Source organism: Acidovorax sp. (assembly GCF_027492855.1).
Lineage (GTDB): Bacteria > Pseudomonadota > Gammaproteobacteria > Burkholderiales > Burkholderiaceae_C > Acidovorax.
Genome location: NZ_JAPUDY010000108.1, coordinates 1 through 18,784, shown reverse-complemented (window position 1 = coordinate 18,784; position 18,784 = coordinate 1). Strand labels below are relative to the sequence as shown.

Sequence of the window (18,784 nt, the reverse complement as noted above, 5' to 3'; positions counted from 1 at the left end):
GTTTACCCCTTAGGCCGCCTTGATTTCAGCGCCGCTGGACTTGAACACGCGAACGCGTGAACCGTCAGCCTGCACCTTGATGCCCACGCGATCAGCCTTGCCGGTGGCGGCATTGAAGATGGCCACGTTGGACTGGTGAATAGGCATTGCCTTTTCGATGATGCCGCCAGTCGTGCCCTTCATGGGGTTTGGCTTGGCGTGCTTCTTGACCAGGTTGATACCGTCGATGACGAGGTGGGAATCATCCTTGCGCAGCGACACCGTGCCACGCTTGCCCTTGTCACGGCCGGTCAGCACGATGACTTCGTCGCCCTTGCGAATCTTGTTCATGGCGCGTCCTTAGAGAACTTCAGGAGCCAGGGACACGATCTTCATGAACTTCTCGGTACGCAGTTCACGCGTCACGGGTCCAAAGATGCGGGTGCCGATGGGCTCCAACTTTGCATTCAGCAACACTGCAGCGTTGCCATCGAATTTGACGAGCGAGCCATCGCCACGACGAATACCTTTCGCCGTACGGACGACCACCGCACTGTAAACCTCGCCTTTTTTGACGCGGCCACGTGGAGCAGCTTCCTTGATGCTCACCTTGATGATGTCACCAACGCTTGCATAGCGACGCTTGGAACCACCCAGCACCTTGATGCAAAGGACGGACTTAGCGCCGGTATTGTCGGCAACCTCTAACCGAGATTCTGTCTGGATCATTTCAATATTCCCAACTTGCACCAGAAGACAACAGCCCCAGAGAACTTCTCAAGGGCTGCAGATCAGCCAGTCAGTCTTGGGCCCGTCGTCCGCACCGCAAACCATTTGCAGCACTTCCCGCTGGGCAGAAACTTCACGCTTTGAACGCGAAGCCCTCGATTATGGCAAGTGACTTCCGCAAAGTCAAGCACTCCATCACGAAGGAATGTGCAAATACTGCTGCGCCAGTGCCAAAAAGGCATCCAGCTGAGGATCTGCGTCTAGCTCCTCGCGCAGGATGGCCGCCACCGCTGGGGCCAGTTCGACGGCCTTGCGCGCATCCAAAAACAGCAGCCGAGAGCGGCGGGCCAGCACATCCTCCACGGTGCATGCGTATTCATGCCGCGCTGCAAAGCGCACCATGGCCTCCGTCAGGCCTGCGCCCAAGTCCACTTGCGCCCCGGCGATGCCAAGAACAGCAGCCGCTTCGCTGCCATAGGAGTGCAGGCCCTGAACATCGCTGATGCGGTGCCGCACTGGCCCCTCTGGGGCGCCCACCAAAGGCAGGTGATTGGTCGCGCCGGCCGGTTTTTCAGGGAGCAAACCCGTGGTGAAGCATTTTTGCAACACATCTTCAGCCATGGCCCGGTAGGTTGTCCATTTGCCGCCCGTCACAGTGATCAGGCCGCTGCGACTGGCCAGCACCGTGTGTTCGCGGCTGATTTTTTTGGTGTTGTCGCCGTCATCGTCCTGCGGCTTCACCAGGGGGCGCAAACCCACCCAGATACTGCGGATGTCTTCGACCTTGGGCGCGCGGGTGAGATAGCGGGCAGATTCCTCCAGGATGAACCGGACTTCCTCGCGGAAAGGCTCTGGCTCCCGCACGATGTCTTGGCGCGGACTGTCGGTTGTGCCCAGGATGAGCTTGCCAAGCCATGGCACCGCGAACAAAACCCGGCCGTCAGCCGTCTTGGGCACCATCAACGCGTGGTCAGAAGGCAAAAACTCGCGGTCCACCACGATGTGCACCCCCTGACTGGGCGCCACGATAGGCTTGACGGGGCGACCGATCGCCTCGCCATCCATCTGGCGCAGGGTGTCCACCCACACGCCGGTCGCGTTCACCACCGTGCGCGCACGGACCGTGAACTGCTGCTCCGTGGCGGCATCCTCACACACAAAACCAGCCACCTTGCCCGCTTCATCATGAATAAGGGCACGCGCGGGGCAGTAGTTGATCACCAGCGCCCCCAGGCTGGCCGCCGTACGCGCCAGAGCCAAGGCCAGCCGGGCATCGTCGAACTGCCCGTCCCAATACTTCACGCCGCCCTTGAGCCCCTCGGCACGGGCCGTCGGCAGGCATTCGAGGGTGCGGGCACGCCCCAGAAACTCGGTAGACCCCAGCCCGGCCTTGCCCGCCAGGGCGTCGTACATCATGAGCCCGATGCCATAGAAAGGCGTCTCCCAGAATCGGTACGACGGCATCACGAACGGCAAGGGCTGCGCCAGATGGGGCGCGTTGTGCAGCAAGGTGGTGCGCTCGTGCAGCGCCTCGCGCACCAGCGCAATATTGCCCTGCGCCAGGTAGCGGACACCGCCGTGCACCAGCTTGGTGGCGCGCGATGAAGTCCCCTTGGCAAAATCATGCGAATCCACCAGCACCACGCTAAAGCCGCGCGCTGCCGCATCCAGCGCAACCCCGAGCCCCGTCGCTCCCCCGCCGATCACGGCAAGGTCATAGTGGTGCGGCTGGGCCAGACGAGCCAACAGGTCGGCGCGTCGCGTAGGCAGGGGGGCGGAAGCTGTGGTCATGGGGGTGATTGTCCATGGGTGGAGCAGAAACCAAGGGTTTACCCTTTAATTCTTGGTGCATCCAAAGTGAATACCGCCGCCCCTGGCACAAAAACCGAAGAGGGCGGCATGGAGCGAAAAAGGCAGCCAGAGACCTTGTGAGCTCTGGCTGCCAACGGGTTGTCAAAACACGGTGATCACGGAATCAACGCGTCTTGCCGTCCTTCCAAGCCTGCAGCAGCTTGTCATAGGCGATGGTTTCGCCCCTGGGCTTTTCGTTGGCCAGCTTCTTCCAGGGGGCCTGCTTGTCGCTCAGCCACTTGTTGGGGTCTTCTTTCTTGTTGAGCTTGGGCGCGCAGTGGGCCATGCCCGCACGCTCCAGGCGCGCCATCACCTGGTCCATCTCGTCGGCCAGGGTGTCCATGGCGCCTTGCGGAGTCTTTTCACCCGTCACAGCCTGGGCCACGTTCTTCCACCACAGTTGGGCCAGCTTAGGGTAGTCGGGCACGTTGGTGCCGGTGGGCGACCATGCCACGCGGGCGGGGCTGCGGTAGAACTCGACCAAACCGCCCAGCTTGGGGGCCATGTCGGTCATGGCCTTGGACTGGATGTCGCTTTCGCGGATCGGGGTCAGGCCGACGATGGTCTTCTTGAGCGACGTGGTCTTGGCCGTCACGAATTGCGCATACAGCCAGGCGGCGGCCGTCTTGTTCGCGTCGTGGTTCTTGAAGAAGGTCCACGAGCCCACGTCCTGGTAGCCGTTTTGCATGCCCTGCTTCCAATACGGGCCGTTGGGGCCGGGGGCCATGCGCCACTTGGGCGTGCCGTCGGCGTTCACCACGGGCAGACCGGGCTTGGTCATGTCGGCCGTAAAGGCGGTGTACCAGAAGATCTGCTGTGCGATCTGGCCCTGGGCGGGCACGGGGCCGGCTTCACCGAAGGTCATGCCCGTGGCTTCCTTGGGCGCGTACTTCTTCATCCAGTCCACGTACTTGGTGAGGGCGTAGACGGCGGCAGGCGAATTGGTGGCGCCGCCACGGGCCACCGAGGCGCCAACGGGCGTGCACTTGTCGTCGGCCACGCGGATGCCCCACTCGTCGATCGGCAGGCCGTTGGGCGCGCCGATGTCAGCCGTACCCGCCATGGACAGCCAGGCATCGGTGAAGCGCCAGCCCAGCGATGGGTCCTTCTTGCCGTAGTCCATGTGGCCATAGATGGCCTTGCCGTCGATGGTCTTCACGTCGTTGGTGAAGAACTCGGCGATGTCTTCGTAGGCGCTCCAGTTCAGCGGCACACCCAGGTCGTAGCCGTACTTGGCCTTGAACTTGTCTTTGATGTCCTTGCGGTCGAACAGGTCGGCGCGGAACCAATACAGGTTGGCGAACTGCTGGTCGGGCAGTTGGTAGAGCTTGCCATCGGGGCCAGTGGTGAACTTGGTGCCGATGTAGTCCTTCAGGTCGATGCCGGGGTTGGTCCACTCCTTGCCTGCGCCGCCCATGTAGTCGGTCAGGCTCATGATCTTGCCGTAGCGGTAGTGCGTGCCGATGAGGTCGGAGTCAGAAATCCAGCCGTCATAGATCGACTTGCCCGACTGCATGGAGGTCTGCAGCTTCTCGACCACGTCGCCTTCCTGGATCAGGTCGTGCTTCACCTTGATGCCGGTGATTTCCTCAAACGCCTTGGCCAGCGTTTTGGATTCGTACTCGTGGGTGGTGATGGTTTCGGACACCACAGAGATCTCCTTCACGCCCTTGGCCTGGAGCTTCTTGGCGGCATCGATGAACCACTTCATCTCGGCCATCTGCTGGTCCTTGCTCAGCGTGGACGGCTGGAATTCGCTGTCGATCCACTTCTTGGCCTCGGCCTCGCCGGCCCATGCGGCCTGTCCGATCGCCAGAGCCGCGGCGGCGAAAGCGATCGCCTTGAACTGCACCTTCATTGCTGTCTCCTCTCAGATTGAGACCCCCATTGGTAGAGCGACACCAGCCCAGGGGGGAACCAGGCCAGGCCTATGAAGCCATCAAAAACAGTAGCTGCTAGCGCTTGTTAAACAATGGTTTGATAATCTTTTTGCATTGAAAGCGCCATGTATCAAACGCAAGCAGCTATCTTTTTCATATCACCCCTTGCGCAGGATCAACGCCAGGAGCGCCATCGACAACACAAAACTGATCCAAACCGATGGCTCGTTTTGCAGGCTGAACCACTGGGCCAGCTTGCCGCTGATGCCTACAAAAATCAGGTTCACATAGGCCGCCGACAGCAAGCCAATGAAGAGTCGGTCACCGCGTGTGGTCTCTAGTGGCAAAAAGCCCTTGCGCATGACCGTGGGCGACTTGAGCTCCCACACCGTCATAACCACCAGCATCAGCACGATGCAGATAAAAAACACGGCCACCGGCAATGTCCAGGCCATCCAGTCAAACATGGCGCATCCTCCTCAAACACGGCCCATCGCGAATCCCTTCGCGATGTAGTGCCGAACAAACCAGATCACGATGGCGCCCGGCACGATGGTCAGCACGCCAGCAGCGGCCAGCGTGGCCCAGTCCATGCCCGAGGCGCTCACGGTGCGCGTCATGGTCGCCACGATGGGCTTGGCATTCACGCTGGTCAGCGTGCGCGCCAGCAGAAGCTCGACCCAGCTGAACATGAAGCAAAAGAACGCCGCCACACCCACACCTGCCTTGATCAGCGGCAGGAAGATCGCTACGAAGAAGCGCGGAAAGCTGTAGCCGTCGATGTAGGCCGTCTCGTCGATCTCGCGCGGGATGCCGCTCATGAAGCCTTCCAGAATCCACACCGCCAACGGCACGTTGAACAGCAGGTGCGCCAACGCCACGGCAATGTGCGTGTCCATGAGCCCCACGGTGGTGTAGAGCTGAAAGAACGGCAGCAAAAACACGGCGGGCGGCGTCATGCGGTTGGTCAGCAGCCAGAAGAACACATGCTTGTCGCCCAGAAACTGGTAGCGGCTGAACGCGTAGGCCGCAGGCAGCGCCACGGTGAGCGAGATCACCGTGTTGATCGCCACGTAGATCAGGCTGTTGATGTAGCCCGAGTACCACGACGGATCGGTGAAGATGGTTTTGTAGTTGGCCCAGGTGAAATGCTGCGGAAAGAACGAGAAGCTCGACAGAATTTCTTCGTTCGTCTTGAAGCTCATGTTGACCATCCAGTAGATGGGCAGCAATGCAAACACCAGGTACGCGATCAGGAACAGCGTGCGCTTTTGGAAGCGTTTTTCACTCATGGCCGGCCCCTTCGTTGCTGGCGGTGCCCACGCGCTGCATCCAGTTGTAGAGGATGAAACACAGCAGCAGGATGATGAAGAAATAGATCAGCGAGAAGGCTGCGGCAGGGCCCAGATCGAACTGGCCGACCGCCTTCGTCGTGAGGTACTGCGACAGGAACGTGGTCGCATTGCCCGGCCCGCCGCCCGTGAGCACAAAGGGTTCGGTGTAGATCATGAAGCTGTCCATGAAGCGCAGCAGCACCGCGATCATCAGCACGCCGCGCATCTTGGGCAGCTGGATATAGCGAAACACCGCGAACTTGCTCGCACCATCGATGCGGGCGGCCTGGTAGTAGGCGTCGGGGATGGAGCGCAACCCCGCAAAGGCCAGCAGCGCGACCAGCGGCGTCCAGTGCCACACGTCCATCAGCAGCACCGTGAGCCAGGCCTGCGTGGCATTGCCGGTGTAGCTGTATTCGATGCCCATCTCCTGCAGCATGCGGCCCATCAGGCCGATATCGGCCCGGCCGTAAATCTGCCAGATGGTGCCCACCACGTTCCATGGGATCAACAGCGACAGCGCCACCACCACCAGCACGGCGGACGACTTCCAGCCCTGCGCAGGCATGGACAGCGCCAGCAAGATGCCCAGCGGGATCTCCACCGCCAGCACGGCCAGCGAGAAGGTGAGCTGGCGCCACAGTGCCGCGTGCAGTTCTTCGTCGCGCATCATGGCGGAAAACCACTCGGTGCCGACGAAGACGCGGCGCTCGGGCGAGATGATGTCCTGCACCGAGTAGTTGACCACCGTCATCAGCGGCAGGATGGCCGAGAAGGCCACGCACAAAATCACGGGCAGGATCAGGAACCAGGCTTTCTGGTTCACCGGTTTGGTGGTTGCGCTCATGCCAGCAACTCCTCATTCTTGTAAAAGCAGGTGTGGCTGCCCAGCACCTGCAGCCAGACCGTGTCGCCCGCCGAAGGCAGGCGCGTTTCAGGGGTAAAACGCGCCTTGAGCGTGTGTTCACCCACCTTGGCGGTCAGCATCAGGTAGGTGCCGATGTCCTGCACCTGCAACACCGTGCAGGCAATGGCCCCCGGCTGTTCGGCCGATGCCAGCGCCAGATACTCCGGCCGCACCCCCACTTGCAACGGACCCGCTGGCAAGGCGCGCTCTGCGGGTGCCAACACACGGTGGCCCGCGATGCTGAGATGCCCGCCATCCGCCTGCGCAGGCAAAAAATTCATGCCCGGCGAGCCGATGAAGTGGCCCACGAACACATGCTGGGGCCGCTCGAACAGCGCATCGGCCGAGCCCACCTGCACGACACGGCCACGCGTCATCACCACCACCTGGTCGGCAAAGGTCAGCGCCTCCACCTGGTCGTGGGTCACGTAGATCAGCGTGAGCTTGAGTTCGTGGTGAATCTGCTTGAGCTTGCGCCGCAATTGCCACTTGAGGTGCGGGTCGATCACGGTGAGCGGCTCGTCGAACAGCACCGCCGCCACGTCGGCGCGCACCAGGCCCCGGCCCAGCGATATCTTTTGCTTGGCGTCAGCCGCCAGGCCCGCCGCGCGCTGGTTGAGCTGGCCGCTCATCTCCAGCATCTCGGCAATCACGCCCACGCGCTGCTTGATCTGGTCCTCAGGCACCTTGCGGTTGCGCAGCGGGAACGCCAGGTTCTCGGCCACCGTCATGGTGTCGTAGATCACGGGGAACTGGAACACCTGCGCAATGTTGCGTTCCTGCGGGCTGGCGCGCGTCACGTCGCGGCCATCAAACAGCACCTTGCCATGCGAGGGCACGAGCAGCCCCGACATGATATTGAGCATGGTGGTCTTGCCACAGCCCGAGGGGCCGAGCAGCGCATAGGCACCACCGTCCTCGAACTCCATCTTCAGAGGCAGCAGCGCGTAGTCGCTGTCCTGCTGCGGGTTCGGCTTGTACGAATGCGCCAAGTCCAGGCTGATGCGGGCCATCTCAGCGCCCTCCTTGTACGGTGAGGTGTCGCACGGGTGCCCAAGCCAGCCGGCCATCGGCACCAAACACATAGGCCTGGGCCGGGTCCAGATGCAGCGTAAGGGCCGCCCCCAATTCAAAGTAATGCACCCCGGTGAGCTGCGCCACCAGATCACCCCAAGGCGTGGAGGCATGCACAAAGGTGTCGGAGCCCGAAATCTCGGCCAGCTCCACCACACCGGCCACACTCACATCGCCGGGGCGCGCCTGCACGCGCAGCGCGCTGGCACGCACGCCCACCGTCAGCCCGCCCGTCGCTACCACACCCTGCGGCAGGGGGAGCGTCAGCTCTGCGCCCCCTTGCAGGCGCACGCCCTGTGCAGTGGCCGAAGCCGCCACCAGGTTCATCGGTGGGTCGCTAAAGGCGCGCGCCACCCGCAGCGAGTTGGGCGCATGGAACACCTCGGCCGTAGGGCCGTACTGCAGCAACTGGCCTTCGTCCAGCACCGCCGTGTAACCACCCAACAGCAGGGCCTCGGCTGGCTCGGTGGTCGCATACACCACGGTGGATTGGCCGACGGCGAACAATTGGGTCAATTCCTCGCGCAACTCCTCGCGCAGCTTGTAGTCCAGGTTCACCAGGGGTTCGTCCAGCAGCATCAGCGGCGCGCCCTTGGCCAAGGCACGCGCCAGGGCCACGCGCTGCTGCTGCCCGCCCGATAGCTCTGCGGGATAGCGGTCCAGGAACATGTCGATGTGCAAGCGGCTGGCGATCTCACGCACCCGGGCGTCAATGTTCTTTTCGCCGCGCAGCTTCAGGGGCGACGCAATATTGGCCGCCACCTTCATCGAGGGGTAGTTGATGAACTGTTGGTACACCATGGCCACGTTGCGATCGCGCACGGGCATGCCAGTCACGTCGACACCGTCCACCATGACCCGGCCGGCGGAGGGCGTATCCAGCCCGGCCATGATGCGCATGAGGCTGGTCTTGCCCGCCTGCGTGGCGCCCAGCAATACCGTCACGGCACCGCTCTGGAGCGCCAGACTCATGTCATACAGCCAGGTCTGCGCCCCCACCTTCTTGCTGATGCTGTCCAATGCCAGCTGCATCACGCAACCTTTCGTTTGTCACCCCGAAGGGGCTCGTGAATCCTGCGCCGCTGCGGTTTTAGCCGCAGCAGGCCCTCTCGCTTTTCGATTGCGTTCATTTTTGTTCGTTTTTGATCATATTAAATCAAGGTTTACCCTTAACAGGTTCCTTTTTGTTCGATTTAAAGTATCTATCACCCCCTGTTTTCCAAAATCGCGTGAATACGAACCCCCGACAACTGCTGCTTCTTGAAGAAGTCCGCGCACGCAAGTCCGCCACGGTGGAGCAACTCGCTGACACCCTGGGCGTGACGCTGCAGACCGTGCGCCGCGACGTGCAGCGCCTGGCCGAGTCCGGCCTGCTCACGCGTTTTCACGGCGGCGTGCGTGTGCCCAGCTCCACGGTGGAGAACATTGCCCACACCCAACGCGAAACGCTCAATGCCGAAGGCAAGGCGCGCATTGCGCGCGCCGTGGCAAATCAAGTGCCCAACGACTGTTCGCTGATCCTGAACATCGGCACCACCACCGAAGCCATCGCCAAGGCGCTGCTGCACCACCGCGGCCTGCGCGTGATCACCAACAACCTGAACGTGGCCGCCATCCTGAGCAGCAACCCCGATTGCGAGGTGATCGTGGCCGGCGGCGTGGTGCGCACGCGCGACCGGGGCATCGTGGGCGAGGCAGCGGTGGACTTCATCCGCCAGTTCCGGGTAGACATCGCGCTCATCGGCATCTCGGGCGTCGAGACCGATGGCTCGCTGCGCGACTTCGACTACCGCGAGGTAAAAGTGGCGCAAACCATCATCGAACAATCGCGCGAAGTCTGGCTGGCCGCCGACCACAGCAAGTTCAACCGCCCGGCCATGGTGCAACTGGCCACGCTGGCGCAGATCGACCGCCTGTTCACCGATGCACCGCCGCCCGAGCCCTTCCCCGCCCTGCTGCAGGATGCCGAGGTGATCTGCACCGTGGCGGCCTGACCCCTTGATACCTTCTCACCATGACCTACCTGCTCGCACTCGACCAAGGCACCTCCAGCTCCCGCAGCATCGTTTTTGACGAAAGCGGCCACATCGTGGCCCAGGCACAACGGGAGCTGCCGCAGATCTACCCCCAGCCCGGCTGGGTGGAGCATGACCCGATGGAGATCTGGCGCACCCAGTTAGCCACCGCACGCGATGCGCTGTCCAAGGCGGGCATCGCCGCGAATGCCGTGCGCGCGGTGGGCATCACCAACCAGCGCGAAACCACGGTGCTGTGGAACCGCAAGACCGGCCAGCCCGTGCACCACGCCATCGTCTGGCAAGACCGGCGCGCCGAGCCCGCCTGCGCCCAACTGCGCGAACAAGGCCACGCGCCCACCATCCAGGCCAAGACGGGCCTGTTGGTGGACGCCTACTTCTCGGGCACCAAGCTGCAGTGGCTGCTGGACCACGTGCCCGGCGCGCGCGATGCGGCCGAGCGCGGCGAGCTGGCCTTTGGCACGGTGGACAGCTGGCTGATGTGGAAGCTCACCCACGGCCAGGTGCATGTGACGGACGTGAGCAACGCCTCGCGCACCATGCTGTTCAACGTGCACACCAACCAGTGGGACGACGATCTGCTGGCGTTGCTGCGCATCCCCAAGGCGCTGATGCCCGAGGTGCTGCCATCAAGCGCGCACTTCGGCGACATAGCCCCTGACCTTCTGGGCCACAGCATCCGCATCGGTGGCGTGGCGGGCGACCAGCAAAGCGCCCTGTTCGGCCAGGCCTGCTTCACGGCGGGCATGGCCAAGAACACCTACGGCACGGGTTGCTTCATGCTCATGCACACGGGCACCACGTTCCAGACCAGCCAGAACGGTTTGCTCACCACCAGCGCGGCGCAGACCAGCACGCAGACCGAGTTCGCCATGGAAGGCAGCGTCTTCGTGGGCGGCGCGGTGGTGCAGTGGCTGCGCGACGGCCTGCGCGCCATCTCCACCAGCGGCGAGGTTGAATCGCTCGCGCAAAGCGTGCCCGACTCGGGCGGCGTGATGATGGTGCCCGCCTTCACAGGCCTGGGCGCACCCTACTGGCAGCCCGACGCGCGCGGCACCATCACGGGCCTCACACGCGGCTCCACCCTGGGCCACATCGCCCGCGCAGCGCTCGAAAGCATTGCCTACCAAAGCGCCGCTCTGCTCCTGGCCATGAGCCGCGACGCCGTGGCCGCTGGCGGCGCCCCGGTGAGCGAGTTGCGCGTAGACGGCGGCGCCAGCATCAACGACCTGCTGATGCAGTTCCAGGCCGACCTGCTGGGCATTCCAGTGGTGCGCCCGGCGGTCATCGAGACCACGGCGCTAGGCGCGGCGTACCTGGCGGGCCTGTCGAGCGGCGTGTATGCCAGCACCAGCGAGTTGTCGCACCTGTGGCGCGCCGACCGGCGCTTCGTGCCCACGCTCAGCAACGCGCGCGCGCAAGAGCTCATGGCCCGCTGGGAGCACGCCGTGCGGCAAGCCACCGCAGCCTAGCGCAGCGCGCCATGGTCTGGCGGCGCTACCATCGTGGCCCTTGTTTGCCACTTTGCCTGCACACACCATCATGAGCCAGACCACCGCCTCCCCTGCCCTTCCCGTGATCGCCTTCATCGGCGGCGGCAACATGGCCAGCGCCATCATTGGCGGGCTGATCCACCAGGGCCACCCCGCCAGCCAGATCGAGGTGGTCGAGCCCTGGGCCGAGGCCCGCGAGGCGCTGCGCAAGAATCACGGGATCGAGGCCCAGCCCGAAGCAGGCCCTGCCCTGCAGCGCGCCGACATCGTGGTGTGGGCCGTCAAGCCCCAGACCTTCAAAGACGCAGCCGCGCAGGCCAAGGCCCACACCCAGCACGCCCTGCACCTGAGCGTGGCGGCGGGCATCCGCTCGGACAGCATCGCCCAGTGGCTGGGCACCGAGCGCATCGTGCGCACCATGCCCAACACACCCGCCCTGGTGGGCAAGGGCATGAGCGCTCTGTACGCCCGCCCCGCAGTGGGCGCAGCCGAGCGTGCACAGATCGAGGCCATCATGGCGTCCACCGGCGATTTCCTGTGGGTGACCAGCGAAAAGCAGCTCGACGCCGTGACCGCACTCTCAGGCTCGGGTCCAGCCTATGTCTTTTACTTCCTCGAAGCCATGACACGCGCTGGCACCGGCATGGGGCTGACCCAGCAGCAGGCCCACCAATTGGCCGTGGGCACCTTCGTGGGCGCCTCGGAGCTGGCCCGCCGCTCCGACGAACCCCCGGCCGTGCTGCGCCAGCGCGTCACGTCCAAGGGCGGCACCACCTATGCGGCCCTGCAGTCGATGGAGGCAGATGGAGTGAGCGCCGCCTTCGAGCGCGCCATGGAGGCAGCCCGCCACCGGGCTGATGAACTGGGCGAGGAGTTTGGGGGGTAAACGCTGAGGCGCTGGGGTTGACTCCTTAGCCGCGAACACGGGGGCGGTATCTCGTCCCCAGCCATGCCACCAAAACCGCCATCAGGGCCAACGCCCATGGGTTGTTGACAGGGATGCCTACTGCATCAGCCCCCACTGCAGCGAGTGCTGGCACGAAGGGGTCGCGGATGCGGCCCGTCGCAGGGTCGGAATCTCCCACGCCGTTGTCCGTCACGGTGTAGACCACTGTTCGGCGGTCAGTGCTGAGGGTGGCGCCCGACCAGGCAAACCAGGTGGACGTGGGCGCACCCGCGGTGGCGGGACCGAACTTCCAGAACTGGACTCCGGCAGGCAGGGGGTCGGGATAGACCAGCGTGATGGTGGCACCGCCCGAACAACCCGTGGCCAGAAACTCGAAACCGCCATGGGGCAGCGAGCGACCTGCAGGGGCGCTGCTGGGTGTCATGAAGCTGGTGTTACTGGGGTTCAGCGTACAGCTGGCCCCACCGCCCGACAGCGTGGCCATGGCTGTTCCCGTCATGCCAGCCACCGAGCCTGATGCCGACACCTGCGCGCTGATGGCGAAGGTGCGGCTGACCTGCGCAGCTGCCAGATAGCTGCCGTTGCCCGCCTGGTCGGCATTGATGGTGCAATTACCCGCGGTCACGAAGGTCAGCGCGCCGATGCTGGTGATGGTGCAAACACCAGTGGTGGACGATGTGAACGTCGGGGTCAGGCCGGAGTCGGATGTGGCCGTGAGGGTGGGCGGTGTGGCGAAGCTCTGCGTCCCAGGATTGTTGAAAGTGATGGTCTGGGTGGCCTTGGGTGTAACGGAGTTGGAGGCAGCCGAGGCCGGGCCGGTGCCTGCGGCGTTGTCTGCCGTTACGGTGAAGGTATAGGCCTGGCCATTGGTCAGCCCCGTGACGACGATGGGTGACGACGCGCCGTTGACCGGAGCAACATCCGCCGGGTTCACGGTCACCGTGTAACCCGTGATGGAGGAGCCGCCGTTGCTTGCGGGCGCAGTGAACGCCACGGAGGCCTGGGTATCGCCCGCCGTGGCCACGGGTGACGTAGGTGCGCCCGGAACGACCGGACTCACCGTGAACGAACGCGAGACCTGGGGAGCTGGCAAAAAGTTGCTATTGCCCGCCTGGTCGGCGTTGATGGTGCAGGTGCCCGCCGTGACAAAGGTCAGCGTCCCACCGGAGGTGATGGTGCAGACCCCTGTAGTGGACGAGGTGAAGGTCACCGTCAAGCCCGATGTGGACGACGCGCCACCGCCGAGAGCAGACAGATTGGGACTCGTTCCGTAGCTTTGCGCGCCAGGGTTGGCGAAGGTGATGGTTTGTGGCGATGCTGGTGTCACCGAATTGGATGCTGCCGACGCCGCCCCCGTCCCCGCGCTGTTGGTGGCGGTGACGGTGAATGTGTAGGAAACCCCATTGGTCAACCCGGTCACGGTGACTGGCGAACTGGAGCCGGTCGCGGTGGCCCCGCCCGGATTGGCGGTGACGGTGTAGCCCGACGCGATGATGGGCGAGCCACCGGTGCTGGCCGGCGCCGAAAACGCGACCGTCGCCTGCGTGTCGCCCGCCGTGGCCGTGCCGATGGTGGGCGCGCCGGGTGCGACGGCGTTCACGGCGAAGGTGCGCGTGACGGTGGGTGCTGCGTTCCAGGCGACGTTGCCCGCTTGGTCGGCATCGATGGTGCAAGAGCCCGCCGTGACGAAGGTGAGCGCGCCGCCGCTGGTGGTGGTGCAGACCCCGGTGGTCGATGAGGTGAAGGTCACCGTCAGCGCCGAACTGGCGGATGCGCTGAGGGTCGGGCTGGTGCCGTAGTTCTGCGCGCCGGGGTTGGCGAAGGTGATGGTCTGGTTGCCCTTGGGCGTGGCGGAGTTGGATGCGCCTGATGCGGAACTGGTGCCAACGCTATTGGTCGCCGTGACCGTGAAGGTGTAGGGCGTTCCATTGGTGAGGCCCGTCACGGTGATGGTGCAGGCCGCAGGACCGGCGCAGGTGCCAGTGGCTGGGCCCGGATTGGCAGAGGCCGTGTAGGTGGTGATGGCGGAGCCGCCATTGCTGCCCGGTGCGGTGAAGGTCACGCTCGCCTGCGCATCGCCCGCAGTGGCCGTGCCGATGATGGGGGCGCCAGGTGCGGTGGGCATGGCGACAGTGTGCGTGCTGCCGCTGTTGTAAGCAGCCACCCCATTGCCTGCCGCATCGGCCACGTTGGTCGACCCATTCAGGTTGAGCTTGAGCGTACCATTGCCGCTGATACCTGTGATGCTTACAGTGATCGAGGAACCCGTGCTGGCGGACACGCTAGCAATGCCACCGGAGGCCGTGCCTGAAACCTGCAAAGTGAAGTCGCCGATAGACACGTTGGTGACCGATTCGCTGAAGTTGACCGTAAAGGCCATGCTGGTGTCACCGCTGCCGGGCGAGCCGCTCACGACGATGCTGCTGACCGACGGGGCCACGTTGTCCACCGTGGCGTTGGTGGAGTCGCTGGTGGAGGTGGCGTTGCCCGCGTTGTCGATGGCGGTCACGGCCACGTTGCGGTTGGTGTTGCTGATGGCACCTGCCACGATGGTATAGCTGGCCGTCCAGGTACCGCTGGTGTTGCTGGCCGCTACCGCAGCGCCGCCGCCAAACTGCGTGAAGTTCACCGTCACGTCGCTGATGGTGTCGCTGTTGTTGTCGCCGCTGGCCGTGTTGTTCCAGGTGGCGGTGACGGTGTCGCCGATCTTGTAAGCGCCGCCAATACCGCTGCCGCCCGAGATGCTGATGCGCGCATCGGTGACTGTGGGGGCGATGTTGTCCACTGTGGCATTGGTGGCGTCGGCTGCGGTAGTGGAGCTACTAGCGTTGGTGGCGGTGACGCTCACATTGCGGGCGGTGGCGTCGATTGCGCCCGATGTGATGGTGTAGGTCGCCGTCCAGGTGTTGCTGCTGTTGGAGGCCGCCACCGCCGCACCGCCGCCAAACTGGCTGAAGTTCATGGTCACGCCAGTAATGCCGCTGTTGTTGTCGCCCAAGGCTGTGCTGTTCCAACTGGCTGTGACGGTGTCGCCGATCTTGTAAGAGCCGCCGGTGCCGCTGGCGCCGGATATGCTGATGTTGGCGTTGGTTACGGTCGGTGCTTGTGGAGTGCTGTCACCCTTGAACTCGTCCAGGTAAGTACCGGAAAAATCTGCCGAAGTCACACGAACTTCATCGACATCCAGATTGCCGAACATCAAAGTGGCGAAGCCCCCCCCGGCAACTGTCTGTGTATTGCCCACCAACGTGCCGTTGCGATAGCCTCCCACAGTCACTGTGGCCAGCCCGAAGGCGTTGTTAACAAACAGGCTGGAAAAAGTGAAACGGACACCATCCTGTCGAACGATAGTAAATCGCTCGGTTACCCCACCATTTGGAGAAGTGGAAAAAAGGCCTATCGATGCCGAGTCGCCTACGCCGCCTTGGCTGTCCCACTCTATGTCACCGCCATCCCCATCTGTCGTGAAGGTGTAGACAAAGTTCACACCACCTAACGAGCGTGAGAATGACGTTACAGCGCCCGAGTTGGCGTTGAAATCATCAGTGAACGATGCGGCCTGCGCCCCGCCAATGGCGGTCCACAACATGGCCATACCCGTCAGCCACCGCGCCAACCATCGCCAAGTGCTCGCCCTCTTTCCGCACTCAGAAGAAACTCGAGGGGTCCGAACACGCGGGGCCACAGGGCCGCTGCTGAAAACAGGTCGAAACGCAGAAAAAACCATGGTCTTCATCCAATGTCCAAAACTGGGGGTTGTTTGAGGTGATGGTGAACGAGGGCGCTGGTGGCGCAACGCGCCGAAGCACGGCCTACGGGCGCACATAGAAACAAACTGGCGCGAGCAATACGAACCACGATAAGTGTAATGTTTTGTATCGAATAGCGTTGCCTTTGCCAGAGGACCGACGGAGGCGAAAGGCGATCCGCAATCTGACGCCCCTGATTTCTGCAGTCTGACCCGCCCCCTGTGTGTGGTACGTAAGGGAGAGGGGGTGAAAACCGAGCCGTTGACCTATCATGGTCGGTTTTCTTGCTGCGAGCCCTACCCGTGAATTTCATCCCCAATGAAGACCGAGCTGCCGACGGCACTTACCTCGCCCGCGTCCTGCGCGAGCAGCGCATCAGCATTCGGGGCGCACGCACGCACAATCTCAAGAACATCGATCTCGACATCCCGCGCAACCAGTTGGTGGTGGTCACGGGGCTGTCGGGCTCGGGCAAGTCGAGCCTGGCGTTCGACACCTTGTATGCCGAGGGCCAGCGGCGGTATGTGGAGAGCCTGTCGGCCTATGCGCGGCAGTTTCTGGGGCGGCTGGACAAGCCCGATGTGGACCTGATCGAGGGCCTCTCGCCCGCCATCAGCATCGAGCAGAAGGCCACCAGCCACAACCCGCGATCCACCGTGGGCACGGTGACCGAGATCCATGACTACCTGCGCCTGCTCTACGCCCGCGCGGGCACGCCGTTTTGCCCCGACCACGGCCTGCCGCTGGCCGCGCAGACGGTGAGCCAGATGGTGGACGCGGTGCTGGCCCTGCCCGAGGACACCAAGCTCATGCTGTTGGCCCCCGTAGCGCGCGAGAAGAAAGGCGAGTTCACCGAGCTGTTCACGCAGATGCAGGCGCTGGGCTATATCCGCTTTCGGGTGGATGGGCAGATCTATGAGCACGAGAGCCTGCCCGCGCTCAAGAAGACCGAGAAGCACAACATCGACGTGGTGATCGACCGCATCAAGGTGCGGCCTGACATGCAGCAGCGCCTGGCCGAGAGCATCGAGGCGGTGCTGCGCGTGGGTGGGCACGAGGGCAATGGCCGCGTGCTGGCGTTGGAGATGGACACGGGGCAAGAGCACCTGTTCAGCAGCAAATTTGCCTGCCCGGTGTGCAGCTATTCGCTGCCCGAGCTGGAGCCGCGCCTGTTTTCCTTCAACTCGCCCATGGGCGCCTGCCCGGCGTGCGACGGTATTGGCCAGCGCGAGGTGTTCGATGCGGCGCGTGTGGTGGCCTTCCCCACGCTGAGCCTGGCCAGCGGCGCCATCAAGGGCTGGGACCGGCGCAACGGCTACTACTTTGCGATGCTGGAGAGCCTGGCCAAGCACTACGCGTTCGACATCGAGGCGCCGTTCGAGTCGCTGCCCGTGCCGGTGCAGCAAGCCATTTTGCAGGGCTCGGGTGATGAAGAAATTGCCTTCAGCTACATCCTCGACAGTGGCGCGCAAAAAGGCAAGGCCATCACCAAGAAACATGCGTTCGAGGGCATCCTGCCCAACATGGCCCGCCGCTACCGCGAGACGGACTCGGTGGTGGTGCGCGAGGACCTGGCCCGCTACCGCAGCACCCAGCCCTGCCCTGAATGCCACGGCGTGCGCCTGCGCCGCGAGGCCCGTCATGTGAAGGTGGGCGAGGGCGAGCAGGCCCGCGCCATCTACGAGGTGAGCCACGCCACGCTGAGCGATGCGCATGCGTGGTTCAAGGCGCTGCAGCTCACCGGTGCCAAGGCCGAGATTGCGGACAAGGTGGTGCGCGAGATCACCACACGCCTGCAATTCTTGAACGACGTGGGCCTGAGTTATCTGAGCCTGGACCGCAGCGCCGAGACCCTCTCCGGCGGCGAGGCGCAGCGCATTCGCCTGGCTTCACAAATTGGCTCGGGTCTGACGGGGGTGATGTACGTGCTCGACGAGCCCAGCATCGGCCTGCACCAGCGCGACAACGATCGTCTCATCGCCACGCTGCAGCACCTGCGCGACATCGGCAACAGCGTGATCGTGGTGGAGCACGACGAAGACATGATGCGCGCCGCCGACCATGTGATCGACATGGGCCCTGGCGCGGGCGTGCACGGCGGGCGCGTGATGGCGCAGGGCACCTATGACGAAGTGCGCGGCAATACGCAGTCGCTCACGGGCCAGTACCTCTCGGGCGTGCGATCGATTGCCGTGCCCAAGCGCCGTACACCCTGGCTGCCGGTGCTGGAGCAACCGGCCGCGCCGGTGGCAGAGGCCAAAACCAAGTCGCGCTTTCCGCAGACCGAGGCCAGCAAGCGCCGCGCAGAGCGTTTGGCAGAGCACCATGCGCGCCAGGGCGCCGTGCAGGCGCTGCGTGTGGTGGGCGCCACGGGCAACAACCTCAAGGGCGTGACGGTGGATTTCCCCGTGGGGCTACTCACCTGCGTGACGGGCGTGTCTGGCTCGGGCAAGAGCACGCTGGTCAACGACACGCTGTATGCCGCCGTGGCGCGGCAGGTTCACCGCGCGCATGAAGAACCGGCTGCGCACGAAGAGATCGTGGGCATCGAGTATTTCGACAAGGTCATCAATGTGGACCAGAGCCCCATTGGCCGCACGCCGCGCAGCAACCCAGCCACTTACACCGGCCTGTTCACCCCCATCCGCGAGCTGATGGCCGAGACCAACACCGCCAAGGAGCGCGGCTACGGCCCAGGGCGTTTCAGCTTCAACGTGTCGCAATCCTCGGGCGGGGGCCGCTGCGAGGCCTGCCAGGGCGACGGCGTGGTGAAGGTGGAGATGCACTTTTTGCCCGACGTGTACGTGCCCTGCGACATCTGCCACGGCCAGCGCTACAACCGCGA

Annotated in this window: 14 protein-coding genes; 4 read left to right on the top strand and 10 right to left on the bottom strand. The window is 63.8% G+C overall.

What is annotated here, in order from left to right; all coding sequences use genetic code 11:
- Positions 1 to 9 precede the first annotated feature (9 nt).
- The 9 genes from rplX to Q0105_RS20865 all read right to left on the bottom strand — a co-directional run bounded on the left by rplX (position 10) and on the right by Q0105_RS20865 (position 8,786).
- Positions 10 to 330 carry a 50S ribosomal protein L24 gene (gene rplX, locus Q0105_RS20905; protein ID WP_108618710.1) on the bottom strand — a complete coding sequence of 107 codons (321 nt, stop codon included), beginning with the start codon at positions 328 to 330 and terminating at the stop codon, positions 10 to 12.
- Positions 331 to 339: 9 nt separating this feature from the next.
- Positions 340 to 708, bottom strand: a complete 369-nt coding sequence (rplN, locus tag Q0105_RS20900; RefSeq protein ID WP_007861702.1) for a 50S ribosomal protein L14 — start codon at positions 706 to 708, stop codon at positions 340 to 342.
- A gap of 195 nt (positions 709 to 903) precedes the next feature.
- The gene (locus tag Q0105_RS20895) at positions 904 to 2,499 is read right to left on the bottom strand and encodes a glycerol-3-phosphate dehydrogenase/oxidase (RefSeq protein ID WP_298214731.1); all 1,596 of its coding nucleotides are present in this window, start codon (positions 2,497 to 2,499) and stop codon (positions 904 to 906) included.
- Positions 2,500 to 2,683: 184 nt separating this feature from the next.
- Complete coding sequence (locus Q0105_RS20890) at positions 2,684 to 4,417, bottom strand: ABC transporter substrate-binding protein (RefSeq protein ID WP_298214729.1); 1,734 nt, start codon at positions 4,415 to 4,417, stop codon at positions 2,684 to 2,686.
- A 180-nt stretch (positions 4,418 to 4,597) separates the two neighbouring features.
- Positions 4,598 to 4,906 (bottom strand): DUF2160 domain-containing protein, encoded by a 309-nt coding sequence (locus tag Q0105_RS20885; protein ID WP_298214727.1) that lies wholly within the window; start codon positions 4,904 to 4,906, stop codon positions 4,598 to 4,600.
- A 12-nt stretch (positions 4,907 to 4,918) separates the two neighbouring features.
- Positions 4,919 to 5,731, bottom strand: a complete 813-nt coding sequence (locus Q0105_RS20880; RefSeq protein ID WP_298214726.1) for a carbohydrate ABC transporter permease — start codon at positions 5,729 to 5,731, stop codon at positions 4,919 to 4,921.
- Positions 5,724 to 6,620, bottom strand: a complete 897-nt coding sequence (locus Q0105_RS20875; protein WP_298214724.1) for a sugar ABC transporter permease — start codon at positions 6,618 to 6,620, stop codon at positions 5,724 to 5,726. The genes Q0105_RS20880 and Q0105_RS20875 overlap by 8 nt, the downstream gene beginning before the upstream one ends.
- Positions 6,617 to 7,693 (bottom strand): ABC transporter ATP-binding protein, encoded by a 1,077-nt coding sequence (locus tag Q0105_RS20870; protein ID WP_298214722.1) that lies wholly within the window; start codon positions 7,691 to 7,693, stop codon positions 6,617 to 6,619. Before Q0105_RS20870 ends, Q0105_RS20875 begins: the two co-directional genes overlap by 4 nt.
- A gap of 1 nt (position 7,694) precedes the next feature.
- Positions 7,695 to 8,786 carry an ABC transporter ATP-binding protein gene (locus Q0105_RS20865; RefSeq protein ID WP_298214720.1) on the bottom strand — a complete coding sequence of 364 codons (1,092 nt, stop codon included), beginning with the start codon at positions 8,784 to 8,786 and terminating at the stop codon, positions 7,695 to 7,697.
- A gap of 197 nt (positions 8,787 to 8,983) precedes the next feature.
- On the opposite strand from Q0105_RS20865, the gene Q0105_RS20860 reads away from it, so the two are divergent.
- The 3 genes from Q0105_RS20860 (at position 8,984) to proC (ending at position 12,169) form a co-directional block, all read left to right on the top strand.
- On the top strand, positions 8,984 to 9,748 hold the full coding sequence (locus tag Q0105_RS20860) for a DeoR/GlpR family DNA-binding transcription regulator (RefSeq protein WP_298214718.1): 765 nt from the start codon (positions 8,984 to 8,986) through the stop codon (positions 9,746 to 9,748).
- Positions 9,749 to 9,768: 20 nt separating this feature from the next.
- Complete coding sequence (gene glpK / locus Q0105_RS20855) at positions 9,769 to 11,262, top strand: glycerol kinase GlpK (protein ID WP_298214716.1); 1,494 nt, start codon at positions 9,769 to 9,771, stop codon at positions 11,260 to 11,262.
- Positions 11,263 to 11,332: 70 nt separating this feature from the next.
- Positions 11,333 to 12,169 (top strand): pyrroline-5-carboxylate reductase, encoded by an 837-nt coding sequence (gene proC, locus Q0105_RS20850; protein ID WP_298214715.1) that lies wholly within the window; start codon positions 11,333 to 11,335, stop codon positions 12,167 to 12,169.
- A 25-nt stretch (positions 12,170 to 12,194) separates the two neighbouring features.
- Here the strand turns inward: proC and Q0105_RS20845 are convergent, their stop codons facing one another.
- The gene (locus Q0105_RS20845; RefSeq protein ID WP_298214713.1) at positions 12,195 to 15,356 is read right to left on the bottom strand and encodes a fibronectin type III domain-containing protein; all 3,162 of its coding nucleotides are present in this window, start codon (positions 15,354 to 15,356) and stop codon (positions 12,195 to 12,197) included.
- Between the two features lie 894 nt (positions 15,357 to 16,250).
- Here Q0105_RS20845 and uvrA point away from each other — a divergent pair.
- Positions 16,251 to 18,784: excinuclease ABC subunit UvrA (gene uvrA, locus Q0105_RS20840; RefSeq protein ID WP_298214958.1), on the top strand; the 2,534-nt coding region annotated here is incomplete at its 3' end.

Excerpts from the sequence above, each read along its gene's own strand:
- Q0105_RS20895 (WP_298214731.1), bottom strand. The coding sequence starts at position 2,499 with ATGACCACAGCTTCCGCCCCCCTGCCTACGCGACGCGCCGACCTGTTG.
- Q0105_RS20875 (WP_298214724.1), bottom strand. The coding sequence starts at position 6,620 with ATGAGCGCAACCACCAAACCGGTGAACCAGAAAGCCTGGTTCCTGATC.
- proC (WP_298214715.1), top strand. The coding sequence starts at position 11,333 with ATGAGCCAGACCACCGCCTCCCCTGCCCTTCCCGTGATCGCCTTCATC.
- rplX (WP_108618710.1), bottom strand. The coding sequence starts at position 330 with ATGAACAAGATTCGCAAGGGCGACGAAGTCATCGTGCTGACCGGCCGT.
- glpK (WP_298214716.1), top strand. The coding sequence starts at position 9,769 with ATGACCTACCTGCTCGCACTCGACCAAGGCACCTCCAGCTCCCGCAGC.
- rplN (WP_007861702.1), bottom strand. The coding sequence starts at position 708 with ATGATCCAGACAGAATCTCGGTTAGAGGTTGCCGACAATACCGGCGCT.
- Q0105_RS20885 (WP_298214727.1), bottom strand. The coding sequence starts at position 4,906 with ATGTTTGACTGGATGGCCTGGACATTGCCGGTGGCCGTGTTTTTTATC.
- Q0105_RS20865 (WP_298214720.1), bottom strand. The coding sequence starts at position 8,786 with ATGCAGCTGGCATTGGACAGCATCAGCAAGAAGGTGGGGGCGCAGACC.
- Q0105_RS20880 (WP_298214726.1), bottom strand. The coding sequence starts at position 5,731 with ATGAGTGAAAAACGCTTCCAAAAGCGCACGCTGTTCCTGATCGCGTAC.
- Q0105_RS20890 (WP_298214729.1), bottom strand. The coding sequence starts at position 4,417 with ATGAAGGTGCAGTTCAAGGCGATCGCTTTCGCCGCCGCGGCTCTGGCG.
- Q0105_RS20870 (WP_298214722.1), bottom strand. The coding sequence starts at position 7,693 with ATGGCCCGCATCAGCCTGGACTTGGCGCATTCGTACAAGCCGAACCCG.